The organism is Pseudomonas sp. SDO52101_S400, from assembly GCF_054071635.1.
Genome location: NZ_JBSVWF010000012.1, coordinates 78,783 through 91,790 on the forward strand (window position 1 = coordinate 78,783; position 13,008 = coordinate 91,790).

The 13,008-nt window shown below is 59.4% G+C and carries 14 protein-coding genes; 5 read left to right on the forward strand and 9 right to left on the reverse strand.

The features are described 5' to 3' along the window. Positions 1 to 3 precede the first annotated feature (3 nt). From proB to rplU, 4 genes are all read right to left on the reverse strand, one after another. The gene (proB, locus tag ACW9HX_RS08615) at positions 4 to 1,122 is read right to left on the reverse strand and encodes a glutamate 5-kinase (RefSeq protein WP_045121906.1); all 1,119 of its coding nucleotides are present in this window, start codon (positions 1,120 to 1,122) and stop codon (positions 4 to 6) included. Between the two features lie 137 nt (positions 1,123 to 1,259). Then, positions 1,260 to 2,483 carry an Obg family GTPase CgtA gene (gene cgtA / locus ACW9HX_RS08620; RefSeq protein WP_457380252.1) on the reverse strand — a complete coding sequence of 408 codons (1,224 nt, stop codon included), beginning with the start codon at positions 2,481 to 2,483 and terminating at the stop codon, positions 1,260 to 1,262. A gap of 193 nt (positions 2,484 to 2,676) precedes the next feature. Further along, positions 2,677 to 2,934: a 50S ribosomal protein L27 gene (rpmA, locus tag ACW9HX_RS08625; protein WP_016773121.1), complete on the reverse strand. Its 258-nt coding sequence runs from the start codon at positions 2,932 to 2,934 to the stop codon at positions 2,677 to 2,679. Between the two features lie 34 nt (positions 2,935 to 2,968). Further along, positions 2,969 to 3,283: a 50S ribosomal protein L21 gene (rplU, locus tag ACW9HX_RS08630; RefSeq protein WP_007950961.1), complete on the reverse strand. Its 315-nt coding sequence runs from the start codon at positions 3,281 to 3,283 to the stop codon at positions 2,969 to 2,971. A gap of 239 nt (positions 3,284 to 3,522) precedes the next feature. On the opposite strand from rplU, the gene ACW9HX_RS08635 reads away from it, so the two are divergent. The 3 genes from ACW9HX_RS08635 (at position 3,523) to ACW9HX_RS08645 (ending at position 5,419) form a co-directional block, all read left to right on the forward strand. Continuing rightward, a complete protein-coding gene (locus ACW9HX_RS08635) occupies positions 3,523 to 4,491 on the forward strand; it encodes a polyprenyl synthetase family protein (protein ID WP_007909817.1) in 969 nt (322 codons plus the stop codon). A gap of 124 nt (positions 4,492 to 4,615) precedes the next feature. Continuing rightward, on the forward strand, positions 4,616 to 4,957 hold the full coding sequence (locus ACW9HX_RS08640) for a zinc ribbon domain-containing protein YjdM (RefSeq protein ID WP_457380253.1): 342 nt from the start codon (positions 4,616 to 4,618) through the stop codon (positions 4,955 to 4,957). Positions 4,958 to 5,161: 204 nt separating this feature from the next. Then, positions 5,162 to 5,419 carry a PA4570 family protein gene (locus ACW9HX_RS08645; protein ID WP_039771721.1) on the forward strand — a complete coding sequence of 86 codons (258 nt, stop codon included), beginning with the start codon at positions 5,162 to 5,164 and terminating at the stop codon, positions 5,417 to 5,419. Positions 5,420 to 5,468: 49 nt separating this feature from the next. On the opposite strand, the gene ACW9HX_RS08650 is transcribed toward ACW9HX_RS08645, so the two are convergent. The 3 genes from ACW9HX_RS08650 to ACW9HX_RS08660 form a co-directional block, all read right to left on the reverse strand. Then, positions 5,469 to 6,086 (reverse strand): FKBP-type peptidyl-prolyl cis-trans isomerase, encoded by a 618-nt coding sequence (locus ACW9HX_RS08650; RefSeq protein ID WP_096820860.1) that lies wholly within the window; start codon positions 6,084 to 6,086, stop codon positions 5,469 to 5,471. Between the two features lie 126 nt (positions 6,087 to 6,212). Beyond that, complete coding sequence (locus tag ACW9HX_RS08655) at positions 6,213 to 6,518, reverse strand: DUF6482 family protein (protein ID WP_457380254.1); 306 nt, start codon at positions 6,516 to 6,518, stop codon at positions 6,213 to 6,215. A 135-nt stretch (positions 6,519 to 6,653) separates the two neighbouring features. Next, positions 6,654 to 7,142, reverse strand: a complete 489-nt coding sequence (locus tag ACW9HX_RS08660; protein ID WP_007950967.1) for a TIGR00645 family protein — start codon at positions 7,140 to 7,142, stop codon at positions 6,654 to 6,656. Between the two features lie 162 nt (positions 7,143 to 7,304). Here ACW9HX_RS08660 and ACW9HX_RS08665 point away from each other — a divergent pair, with 162 nt between their 5' ends. Then, entirely contained in the window at positions 7,305 to 9,134 is a 1,830-nt protein-coding gene (locus tag ACW9HX_RS08665; RefSeq protein WP_457380255.1) for a hypothetical protein, read from the forward strand. Positions 9,135 to 9,140: 6 nt separating this feature from the next. On the opposite strand, the gene ACW9HX_RS08670 is transcribed toward ACW9HX_RS08665, so the two are convergent. Continuing rightward, a complete protein-coding gene (locus ACW9HX_RS08670; protein WP_457380256.1) occupies positions 9,141 to 9,470 on the reverse strand; it encodes a PA4575 family protein in 330 nt (109 codons plus the stop codon). Positions 9,471 to 9,712: 242 nt separating this feature from the next. Continuing rightward, positions 9,713 to 12,151, reverse strand: a complete 2,439-nt coding sequence (locus tag ACW9HX_RS08675; RefSeq protein ID WP_457380257.1) for a Lon protease family protein — start codon at positions 12,149 to 12,151, stop codon at positions 9,713 to 9,715. A gap of 301 nt (positions 12,152 to 12,452) precedes the next feature. Between ACW9HX_RS08675 and ACW9HX_RS08680 the strand changes: the two genes are divergently transcribed. Beyond that, on the forward strand, positions 12,453 to 12,941 hold the full coding sequence (locus tag ACW9HX_RS08680; RefSeq protein WP_025108775.1) for a DUF3015 domain-containing protein: 489 nt from the start codon (positions 12,453 to 12,455) through the stop codon (positions 12,939 to 12,941). Positions 12,942 to 13,008: the final 67 nt, after the last annotated feature.

A 13,008-nucleotide genomic window follows, 5' to 3' on the forward strand; every position in this document is an offset into this window, starting at 1 on the left:
TCCTCAAACCAGAATCAGGTTGTCACGGTGAACCAGTTCCGGCTCAGCCATGTAACCCAGTAAACCGACAATCGCATCTGACGACTGACCGATGATTTTTTGTGCTTCCAGTGCACTGTAGTTGGCCAGGCCACGGGCGATTTCACGACCGTCCGGCGCCACGCAAACCACCATTTCGCCGCGACGGAAACTGCCCTGCACCAGCTTGACGCCGACCGGCAGCAAACTTTTGTTGCCCTGGGATAACGCAGAGACAGCACCATCGTCCAGCACCAGCGTGCCACGGGTTTGCAGATGCCCGGCCAGCCACTGCTTGCGCGCCGCCAGCATGCCGCGCTCAGGCGACAGCAGCGTACCAATGCGCTCGCCAGCCTTCAGACGATCCAGCACTCGCTCCAGACGCCCACCGACAATAATGGTATGCGCACCGGAACGCGCTGCCAGACGCGCCGCACGCAACTTGGTCTGCATGCCGCCACGACCCAGCGCACCACCAGTACCGCCCGCTACCGCATCCAGAGTCGGATCATCGGCGCGCGCCTCGTAAATCAGCTGCGCATCGGGATTGTTGCGCGGATCAGCATCGAACATGCCGTCGCGATCCGTCAGGATCACCAACAGATCAGCCTCGACCAGGTTGGCCACCAGCGCAGCAAGCGTGTCATTGTCGCCAAAACGGATTTCATCAGTGACCACGGTGTCGTTTTCGTTGATCACCGGGATGACTTTCAGCTCGACCAGCGCACGCAAGGTGCTGCGGGCGTTCAGGTAGCGCTTGCGGTCGGACAGGTCGTCGTGAGTCAGGAGAATCTGCGCGGTGTGCCGGCCGTGCTCGGCAAAGCTCGATTCCCACGCCTGCACCAAGCCCATCTGACCGATTGCAGCAGCGGCCTGGAGCTCGTGCATCGCGCTGGGTCGCGCAGTCCAGCCCAAGCGACTCATGCCGGCCGCCACCGCCCCGGAGGACACCAGCACCAACTCGACGCCAGCCTCATGCAAGGCCACCATCTGCTCGACCCAGACACCCATTGCCGCACGATCGAGCCCTTTGCCATCCGCTGTCAGCAAAGCGCTGCCGATCTTCACGACCCAACGCTGCGCACCCGTCACCTTGCTCCGCATCATCTTCAACCTTAGCTTGAGGGCAGCGCGACCTGGCACTGCCCATGACATTATTCGTGGTTATTCGTGACCAACGATCGATTTCCAGATACTAAAACGCCGCTCGATTGAGCGGCGCTTAAGTTTACTTCAACGAATCAGTCACGCACGTAAATGATTTCCGGACCGTCTTCGTCATCCACATCTTCTTCGTCCCAGTCATCGTCGCCGATGTCGTGGACCGACTTCACGCCGCTGCGACGCAGGGCGCGCTTGTCATCCAGCGCCTGCAGCTGAGCACGGGCTTCGTCTTCGATACGCTGATCGAGATCGGCCAGCTCTTCCTTGTAGGCCGGGTCATTGGCCAGGCGATCGGCACGATCTTCCATGTAACGCATGATGTCGTGACACAGACGCTCGGTACCCAACTTGGAGATCGCCGAGATCACGTAGACCGGACCGGTCCACTCCAGGCGATCAACGATTTCCTTGACGCGAGCATCGTGCTCCTCCTCAAGGATCTGGTCGCATTTGTTCAGCACCAGCCAGCGATCACGCTCAGCCAGCGAAGGACTGAACTTGATCAGCTCGCTGACGATCACCTCGGCAGCATCCGGTGCGCTGGTGTCATCCAGCGGCGCCATGTCCACGAGGTGCAGCAGCAGACGGGTACGCGCCAAGTGCTTGAGGAAGCGGATACCGAGACCGGCGCCGTCGGAAGCACCTTCGATCAGACCCGGAATGTCGGCGATCACGAAGCTTTTCCAGCGATCGACGCTGACCACGCCCAGGTTTGGCACCAGGGTGGTGAACGGGTAATCGGCGACCTTCGGCTTGGCAGCCGACACCGAACGAATAAAGGTACTTTTACCGGCGTTCGGCAGACCCAGCAGACCAACGTCGGCCAGAACTTTCATTTCCAGCTTCAGATCGCGCTGCTCGCCCGGCTTGCCCGGCGTGGTCTGACGCGGCGCACGGTTGGTACTGGATTTGAAACGGGTGTTGCCCAGACCGTGCCAGCCACCCTGAACCACCATCAGTTTCTGACCGGCCTTGGTCAGGTCACCGATGACTTCCTGAGTGGCAGAGTCGATCACGGTGGTGCCGACCGGCACGCGCAGGATCAGATCCTCACCCTTCTTGCCGGTGCAGTCAGTGCTGCCGCCGTTGGAACCACGCTCGGCGTCGAAGTGCCGGGTGTAGCGGTAGTCCACCAGGGTGTTCAGGTTTTCGTCGGCCATCATGAAGATGGAACCGCCGTCACCGCCGTCACCGCCGTTCGGGCCACCGTTTTCAATGAATTTTTCCCGACGGAAACTCATGGCGCCATTGCCGCCGTCGCCAGCTTTTACGCGAATCGATACTTCATCAACAAACTTCATAACCAACGCCTCTCGCCGTACGGACGAGCCGAAAAACAATCAAGACATAAGACTCTTGCAAAAATGAGCGCAGCGACCCCAATCCACGACCTGCATCGCACGCCGGCAGCCCATACAAACAGCTTTGCAAGAGACTCACCCCACAAACGAAAAAGCCCCGTCGCAAGACAGGGCTTCTCCAGCACTCTCGCAGTTAGGCTGCGATTACGCTCACGTAACGACGACCGAAGGCGCCTTTTACTTCGAACTTGATCACGCCTTCGATTTTCGCGAAGAGGGTGTGATCTTTACCCATGCCAACGCCGTAGCCAGCGTGGAATTGGGTGCCGCGCTGACGCACGATGATGTTGCCGGCCTTGATGACCTGGCCGCCATACATCTTCACGCCAAGGCGTTTGGCTTCTGAGTCGCGACCGTTACGGGTACTACCACCAGCTTTTTTGTGTGCCATGAGTCAATTCTCCTAGTGAGGAATTAGGCTGAAATTAAGCCTGAATACCGGTGATTTTGATCTCGGTGTACCACTGGCGGTGGCCCATACGCTTCATGTGGTGCTTACGACGACGGAACTTGATGATGCGAACTTTATCGTGACGACCTTGGGAGATCACTTCAGCCACAACGGTAGCGCCAGCAACAACTGGAGCGCCGATATTCACGTCGTCGCCATTGGCAACCAACAGAACGCGATCAAAAGTTACGGATTCGCCAGTAGCGACTTCCAGTTTTTCGATCTTCAGGTATTCACCTGGTGCAACTTTGTACTGCTTGCCACCAGTAACGATTACTGCATAAGACATGGTATTTCTCCGATAATCCTGCTCACCCAGCTCTTTATAAGAAGAGGTATTGGCTGGCATGGCTGCATTGGGCTGGAGGCCCGATTGCAATTGCGTAAGGCAGGTGCTGCCCAGGAAGTTCAGGGTGCGCGATTGTACGCAAGCTACAAGAGTCATGCAAGTGGCCGTCCATCGCGCCTTGACAGGCCCGGACGTGGGTCCTAGCATGCCGCGCAACCCTTCTGGAGCACCTGTCGCTGATGCAACCCCAAGCTTTCTACCGCGCGGTGGCGGACGATTTTAGCGCCGTCGACGGCATCATCAAGAAGCAGCTGACTTCCCGAGTGCCGCTGGTATCGAAAATCGGCGATTACATCACGTCGGCCGGCGGAAAACGCCTGCGTCCTTTATTGGTGCTGCTGTGTGGCAAGGCCCTGGGTCGCGAAGGCGACGACATGCGCCTGCTGGCCGCCACCATCGAATTCCTGCACACCGCCACCCTGCTGCATGACGACGTGGTCGACATGTCCGGCATGCGCCGTGGCCGTTCGACCGCCAACGCCATGTGGGGCAATGCCCCGAGCGTACTGGTCGGCGACTTCCTGTACTCGCGCTCGTTCGAAATGATGGTCGAACTGGGTTCGATGCCGGTGATGAAGATCCTGTCCCAGGCCACGCGCATCATCGCCGAAGGCGAAGTGCTGCAGCTGTCCAAGGTTCGCGACGCCAGCACCACCGAAGAAACCTATATGGAAGTCATCCGCGGCAAGACCGCGATGCTTTTCGAGGCGTCGACCCACAGCGCCGCGGCACTGGCCGGTGCGACCGCCGAACAGAGCGAAGCCCTGCGCACCTTCGGTGATCATCTGGGTGTGGCGTTCCAACTGGTCGACGACCTTCTCGACTACAAGGGCGACGCCGAAACCCTGGGCAAGAACGTCGGTGACGATCTGGCCGAAGGCAAGCCGACCCTGCCGCTGATTTACACCATGCGCGAAGGCACGCCGGAACAGGCTGCCCTGGTACGCCAGGCGATCCAGAAAGGCGGGATCGAAGACCTTGAAAGCATCCGCATTGCCGTGGAAGCGTCCGGTTCGCTGGAGTACACCGCGCAACTGGCACGAGACTACGTGGCCCGTGCGATCAAGTGCCTCGAAGCACTGCCGGCCAGCGAATACCGCGATGCACTGGTTGAACTGAGCGAGTTCGCGGTCGCCCGCACGCACTGATCAACGCCGCACCATCAAAAAACCGCAGCCTCCATGGAGCCTGCGGTTTTTTGTTGCCTGCCAACAGCGGCTAAAACCCTATACAATGTGCGACTTTTAGCGATCCTCAAACCAAGGAGCCTTAGTGAGCACGTTGCCACCCTGCCCGAAATGCAATTCCGAATACACCTACGAAGACGGCACCCAACTGGTGTGCCCGGAGTGCGCCCACGAGTGGTCTGCCGGTGGTGAAGCCGAAGTGGCGACCGATGATGCCGTGAAGAAAGATTCGGTCGGCAACGTCCTGCAGGACGGCGACACCATCACCGTGATCAAGGACCTGAAGGTCAAGGGCACCTCGCTGGTGGTCAAGGTCGGCACCAAGGTCAAGAACATCCGCCTGTGCGATGGCGATCACGACATCGACTGCAAGATCGACGGCATCGGCCCGATGAAACTCAAATCCGAGTTCGTCAGAAAAGTCTGAGTCTGTTGTATTCCATCCCGCGCCCGCCGTGGGATGGAGCTTCGCCCTCCCCGCTTTCCCCAACAAACCCACACGATAGCCAAACGCCAGCCGTTTTGACCTTACGCAATCTTTACCCGCAAAAAATCACAAACCGCCAATAGGCGCTTGCTATTTGACGAATAAGAATTATTCTCATTGAAACCCTTTCAATGGAGATGAACCATGACTTATTTGATCGACGCCTGGCTGGACCGCCCGCACCCGTACCTCAGGATCCTGCATCGGGAAACCGGCGAAGTCTGCGCGGTACTGGAAGAAGAAGCCCTGCACGAGTTGCAGGATCAAGGGGATCTGGACGTCAGTGGCCTGAGTTCCAGCGAACCGTTGGTGCTCAAGGAGCTGGTGCGCAATCTGTTCCTGTTCTGCTATGCCCGGGCATTGCGCCCGACCAGTGAGCTGCATCACAAGATCGAAGTATGAGAACGGCGGAGAAACCCTGCACAAGTCACGCTTGTGCAGGGTAACGGGATTACAGAACGTCGAGCAGCTCGACGTCGAACACCAGAACGCTGTGCGGCGGGATGCTGCCAACGCCTTGAGCGCCGTAAGCCAGTTCGCTCGGCACGTACAGACGCCATTTGCTGCCGGCATTCATCAGTTGCAGGGCTTCGGTCCAGCCAGCGATCACGCCGCCAACCGGGAATTCTGCAGGCTGACCACGCTCGTAGGAGCTGTCGAACACAGTGCCGTCGATCAGCGTGCCGTGGTAGTGAGTACGCACGGTGTCTTCACGGGATGGCTTGGCGCCTTCGCCCTGGGTCAGCACTTCGAATTGCAGACCGGAAGCCAGAGTGGTGATGCCGTCCTTCTTGGCGTTTTCAGCCAGGAACGCACGACCTTCGCCAGCGGCGGCTTCAGCCTTGGCAGCGGCTTCGGCTTGCATGATCTCGCGGATCACTTTGAAGCTGGCGGACAATTCGTCCTGACCCACACGGCTTGGCTTGCCGGCGAATGCGTCGGTCAGACCGGCCAGGATGGCGTCCAGGCTGACACCCGGTGGCGGGTTGTCGCGCAGCTGGTCACCCAGCTGACGGCCGATACCGTAGCTGACGCGGGTTTCGTCGGTGGACAGATTTACTTCGGACATGACACTGCTCCGCTGTGCGGACGGCCTCAGGACATGCCGTGCGTGCACAGCGCGTCCCGGCGCGCCCGGAACCAAAAGGGCGAGCAGACTAGCACAGATGTTCCGGCATTGATCAGGCCCCAAGGCCTACAGTGCGGATCGCCAGGCCAGCGGCACCTTCAGGCTTTCTTCGCCACTGGCGCCAAGACCGCACATTTCATCGTGCACCGAGGTGTGCACCAGGTTGAACGGCAGCACCGGAAAGTTATGCAGCATATCCCGGGCATGCTCGACCGAACGCAGCTTCAGCATATTCCCCTGCGGATCGCTCAGCGGATATGCCGCGCCATGCATCCGGGCCTCCAGCAGATAGATCCCTCCTTCCATGGAGATCAGGTTCAGTTCGTCGACCTTTCTGGCGACGGCAAACGCATTCAACTCTTGCAGGTTCATGAACGCACCTCACGCGGTGGCGAGCCTTGAGACCTACAGGGATATGCCTCAGCCGATCAAAGTACAAGCCACAAACGACACCGCCCGTCTGTTTCGCAACAGACGGGCGGTTATGTTACAGCCTTTGACAACTCATCAGTGCTTGGTGAGCTTGTCCAGATACCCCATGGCAAACGCCGAGATCACGAAGGTCATGTGAATGATCACGTACCACATCAGATGCTCGGGATCGACGTTCTTGGCATCCATGAAGATCCGCAGCAGGTGGATCGAGGAGATCGCCACGATCGACGCCGCCACTTTCATCTTCAACGAGGAAGAGTCCATGGTGCCCAGCCAGCTGAGCTTCTCTTTGCCTTCGTCGATGTTCAGTTCGGACACGAAGTTCTCGTAGCCGGAAATCATCACCATCACCAGCAAACCGCCCACCAGCGCCATGTCGATCAGCGACAGCAGCACCAGAATCAGCTCGGACTCGGCCATGGAGAACACGTTGGGAATGACATGAAACACTTCCTGGAAGAATTTCAATGCCAGCGCCAGCAGCCCGAGGGACAGCCCGATGTAGATCGGCGCCAGCAGCCAGCGCGTGGCGTACATTGCATTTTCGATAAAGCGTTCCATTGACTCTCACACAAGGGGGGTTGTAATCGGCGGCGAGTATACCAGCCCCCCATGACAGCCAGAAACCGCCCGGAAATCCGCTACCTGCGTGTGTGTGTCAAAGTTTTTCTGCTAGTGTCCAAACCATTGACAGCCCAGCGACAGTGGACAGGACGACTGGAAATGGATGTGCGATTGCCGTTAACGACTGCCGGAATCTGCCTCGCCTTTATGATCGGCGGCTGCTCGCCCGGCGAGGAAAAACACCCGCTCAGCCTCGAACAGAAGACTGCACAGTTCGAACAGTCGCTGGACGCGATCACCGACCCGAAACTCAAGGATGCCGTGACCGAACTCGGCGGCTCATTGCTACTGCTGGAGCGCGCGCAGCAACGACTCGACAACAAACCGCCCAGAACCGAATACGGCGAAGACGCCCTCGGCGTGCTCAAGCACTACCCGACGCCTCAGGCCCTGGTCGACACCTTCATCAACGGCCTGTTCGTGCTGCACAAGGACGCCAGCTCCGACTACCTCACTGACCTGCAGCCGGTGTTCCCCTTCAACCTCAACATTCCCGGCGGGTTCCTGTTCCCCCATGGCGTGGAATGGCAGTCGGTGACCCTGAGCAACAAACGGGTGATTGCCTACCAGCCGGAATGGTCGGAAACCGATCCGGGCATCCAGTTGAGCCCGTCCAGTTCCAACGTCACCAATCCCGACGACCTGACCGTGACCTACCCGTTCATCGAGGGCCTGGATGTCGACAAGAAAACCCGGCCGCGCCCCGTGAGCCTGCAAGGTCAGGTGGAAGTCATCGCCCCGAAACGCCTGTACAGCTTCAATCTGGGCAAAAAGGACATCGGTCAGACCCGAACCGACGCCAACCTCAGCGTGACCCTGCTGAAGCTGGAAAAGAACTACGCCGAAGTCGAGTTCAGCAACAGCCTGCCGCTCGCCCCGGAAGTCGCCAACACCCCGCTCAATCCGCTGATCGTCCAGGCTCGCGACACGACTGGCCAATATCTGGTACGTGCCGGCGCCATCAACGAAAGCCCGGAGCAAGTCGGTTTCTATCAAAAACAGCTGGCGCACCTGCAACAGCAAAAAGCCTGGAGCGATGAACTGGAGCAACAGCTGAACGACGATCAGCACGCCTTCGAACAACAGCACCCGCGCCGCTACAACAAGGTGTACTTCAACGGCCCGATCGACACCCTGGAAGTCAGCGTGCTGGACTTTTCCGAAGCGACCGTCACCCGCAAGCCTCTGGACCTGCCGGTCCGCGAATTCGACTCGCACACCACGGCGAAAACCGTGCAACCGCTGGATCTGGCGATCACCGTCTACGACGACCAGGCGCCCAACTGGCTCAAAGGTGCGGCACTGACCGAGGACGAGCTGAAAAAAAGCATCCATATCCGCCAGTCAGTGGAAGAGCCCAGCGCCGCACGCATCGAGTTCGATCACCGCAAAACCTTCAATGACGAACTGCTGGGTGACGACCTCAGCCCCGGCGACAGCCCGGTGACGTTTTTCACCGAAAAGAGCAGCGGCAAACTGAACGAACCGATCGAACTGCCGCCCGAGGCGTATCAGGTGGACCCGTTGCAGGCGACCATCACCTACGATTTGAACCTGTTCCCGGAAACCCCGGCGATTGCCGTCGGCTCGATGCCGCTGTTTCTGGCCACGGTGGCGAAGCAGTCCTTTGAGGCCAAGGCATTGCCCAAGGGCCTGGAAGTCAGGAACAACGAACTGCTGGTGGACCTGAAACTGTTCCCGGCCAATGAATGGCGATTCTTCGTCAAGGACGACAGTGGCAACTACCTGAAACAGATTCTTTCAGTCAGCCACGACGCGAGCGCAGAAGGCCCGGCGCTGTTCGGCGTGCACTATTTCTATGGCCGTCCGACGCACGTGGAAACCTACCAGCGAACCGACCTCGCCACCGTGCAATACGGCTTTGAGGTCAAACTCGACAAGGCCCACACACAAGGTGCTGCGCCATGACCGGTGCTAGTGGTCAAAAACGCCGATATTGCGTCCACGTCCACCGTTGATCTGCCGTAGCTGGGCTTGCAGGTGCAAGGACCAGATCTGCGGATCATTGGCCAGCTCGTAGCCGTGCATCGTCAGGCTTTCGACGATGGTATCGAGGATCGATTCGGCGGCGATCGGCCCATGAAACGGGCCCTGGGCCTTGATGGCGGAAGGTTGTTCACCGGCCATGCCGGCGGCGAAGAGCAATGTCCACATGCCGTTATCGCCGGCCAACGGCTTGATGGCACATTCGATACGGGTCACAAGACCCAGGCACTGACGGGTGAGGCAGAGGTTGCGCGACATGGCGGCGACCCTCGGTAAAGCCGGTGTTCAGCCCTTGCTGAAGAGCTGTTTCGATCCCGTGATACTGTCGATGTCCTTGAGCAGAGAATAGAAGAAAAGTCCGCCGCGCAAGCCGCACAGAACCAGAAGGCGCCGAATGGTCATTGTGTGAATATTGACGCCAGAGTGATGGCACTTTTGCCGACGTTCGCGACAAAACAAAATGGGAGCACAGGCTCCCATTTTGTTGACTGCAGGCTGGCTTACGCCGGTTTGGCCTCGGCCAGTGCCTCCTGCGCCAGTTCCTTCTCGGCTTCTTTCAGGTCTTCTTCGCTGATCATCTCGGCAATCACCCGCAAACGCTCCACCACCCGCGCGTTGACGCTGCCTTCGGGGAATTCACCCTCCTCGTTCGGCTCACCGGCAGGTTCGCCCACCAGAAGACTCAGCGCTTCATCCGCCTGACGCACCGCGTAAACGTGGAACTGCCCGGCACGCACCGCCGCCAGTACCTTCTCATCGAGCATCAAGGTGGCGACGTTGGCCTGCGGAATGATCGCGCCCTGCTCGCCCGTCAGCCCGCGTGCTTCGCAGAGGCGGAAGAAGCCTTCGATCTTCTCGTTGACCCCGCCCACCGCCTGCACTTCGCCGAACTGGTTGATCGAACCGGTAATCGCGAAACATTGCTTGAGCGGAGTTTTCGACAACGCCGAAATCAGCGTGCACGCCTCACCCAGCGATGCACTGTCGCCATCGACGTAACCGTAGGACTGCTCCAGCGCGATGCTCGCGGAAATCGCCAGCGGGAATTCCTGGGCGTAACGGCTGCCCAGATACCCGGTGAGAATCATCACACCCTTGGAGTGAATCGGCTGGCCAAGGTTGACCTCACGCTCGATGTCGACAATGCCGCTGCCGCCCGGGTACACCGTGGCGGAAATTCGCGCCGGGACACCGAACGCCGAGTCGCCGACTTCCAGCACGGTCAGGCCGTTGCACTTGCCAACGGCCGCGCCGTCAGTGTCGATCAGGATGATCCCCGCCAGCATGTCGTCGAGAATCCGCGCCGACACACGGCCGGTGCGAGTGGCCTTGGCTTTCAGTGCGCGCTCGATATGGCCGGCGTCGGTCATTTCATCGTTGGCCAGGTGACGAATGAAATCCGCCTCGCTGACCAACTGGAACAGATCGCCGATCCGCGCCGACAAACGCCCCTGGTGCTCCGCCAGACGTGCGCTGTAAGTCGCCAGACGTGCCACCGCGTCGGCGGTCAGCGGCGCCATGCCTTCTTCAGAAGTACGGGTTTTCAGCAACTGGGCGAACTGCTCCAGGCTTTCGTCGACCATCGGGATGTCTTCGTCGAAATCCACCAGGACGCGAAACATCTCCTGGAAGTCCGGATCGAGATCCTGCAACGTGTAGTACAGCGACCGCGCACCAATGATGATGACTTTGACATTCAACGGAATGAACTGCGGGTTGAGCGTCACGGTAGCGAAACGGCCCATCTCGCCCAGTGGCGATTCCATTTTCAGTTTGCGCGATTGAAGGGCGCGCTTGAGCGCATCCCACACGAACGGCTCGCCGAGCATTTTTTCCGCTTCAAGGATCAGGAACCCACCGTTGGCGCGGTGCAGCGCACCCGGACGCAACTGGCGATAGGTGGTGTAAAGCGCGCCCTGATCAGTGGTGTATTCGATACGACCGAACAGGTTTTCATACGTCGGATGCGGCTCGAACACCACCGGCGCACCGCCGCTGCTCGGATGCCCGACCACCAGGCTCGGCGCGTATTGTTCTTCCAGCAACTTGCGCGCGACCGCATCGGTCTTGCTGTCGTCCACCAGTTGCTCGACCACGGTTTTCAGCAGGTAAACCTGCACGGCTTGCAGGTAACCGCAGACCGCCGCATTTTCCGCGTACTTTTCCGACAGCGGCGAAAGCAATGGTTGCAGGGCCAACGTGATGGTTTCTTCGTTGAGCTGGCGCAGCTGGTTGCTCGACTCGCGCTTCCATTGCGGCAGGCTGGCGAGCTCTTCGTTCAGGCGTTCTTCGAGGCCGGAAATATCTTCGTGGAAACGCTCGCGCTCGGCTTCCGGCAGTTGGGCGAATTCGGCCTCGTCCAGCGCCTTGCCTTCGAGCATCGGCGTGAACGCGATGTTGCTGCTGTCGCGGTACAGGGCGACGTCTTTTTCCAGGGCCAGACGCTCGATGATGTCCAGCGCCTTGTCGTAGCGCTGGTTGAAGGCGCGGTCGATGGCGCTTTTCTTCTGCTGGTAGGACGGGTGTTCGAACACGGCGGGAAAAGTCGACAACAGGTTGTCGATCAAGCCGTTGATGTCACCGGTGAACTCACCGGCGGTGCCCGACGGCAACTCCAGGGCGCGAGGCTCGCGCGGCTCATCGAAATTGTTGACGTAGACCCAGTCCGCCGGGGTCTGCAGGCGTTTGCCTTCGGCCTTCAGGTAGCGTTTGACGAACGAGAAACGGCCGGTGCCGGGCTCGCCCATGACGAATACGTTGTAACCGGGGCGTGGCATGGCCACACCGAACTGCAAGGCTTCGACCGCACGTTCCTGGCCAAGCACACCGCGAAAGGGCTCCAGATCATTGGTGGTAGTGAAGCTGAACTGTTCAGCGGAAAACGGACGGGTCAGCGCTTCGGGCGCTAGACGCAAGCTGGCAGCAACAGGATCAGGCATCGGGCTTCCTTAACAATCAGGCGGGGCAGATAGCGGCATTCTGGCGCTGCCCGTGCCCCACTGGCAAGGCGCGCCACACGACAAAGCATAGACAAACGGCCCACCCTGCCGCAGCCCTCGTGAAACCGGGGTTATCACCGAATCTTTCGTAAAAAATCACGGAACCCCGGGAACGTGCCTAAACTCCAAACTGCGCGGCTGGAACTAATACCGGCCCACTGGCTTCGTTTTGATCTGTTTCGTACAGAGCTTGGGGGGCCAGAACCCTGTCCATTGGTATGCACACAAAGAGAACAAAGCTATGAAACGGATTCTTCTCGGTACTCTCTTCACCGTTGTATCACTCAACGCCATGGCTCAGGCGCCAGGCGGTCCGGATTGCGGTTGGGGCAACATGCTGTTCGAAGGTCAGCGTGGCACCCCGGCTCACTTCCTCGCTTCCACCACCAACGGCACCTCCGGCAACGCGACGTTCGGCATGACGTCCGGCACCAACGGTTGCTCCACCAACGCCTCGCTGACCTATGGCGGCAAATCCTGGTTTGCCATGAATGGCATGATGAACGAGCTGTCCGAAGACATGGCGAAAGGCAACGGCGAAGCGCTGACGACCTATGCCGTGGTACTGGGCGTGGCGCCGGAAGACCGTGCGCACTTCGCCGCCGTCACTCACGAGCACTTCCAGCAGATCTTCAGCAAGGCTGACGTGACCGCCGAAGACGTGCATACCAATACCCTGGCCGTGCTGAAAGCAGACCCTCGTCTGGCCAAGTACGCGACTCAGGCATAAGCTCGACCCCACCCGCTTCTTTCGGGAAGCGGGTTTTGTTTTTTCGGCCCGCCCTTCTTGGGTCTTT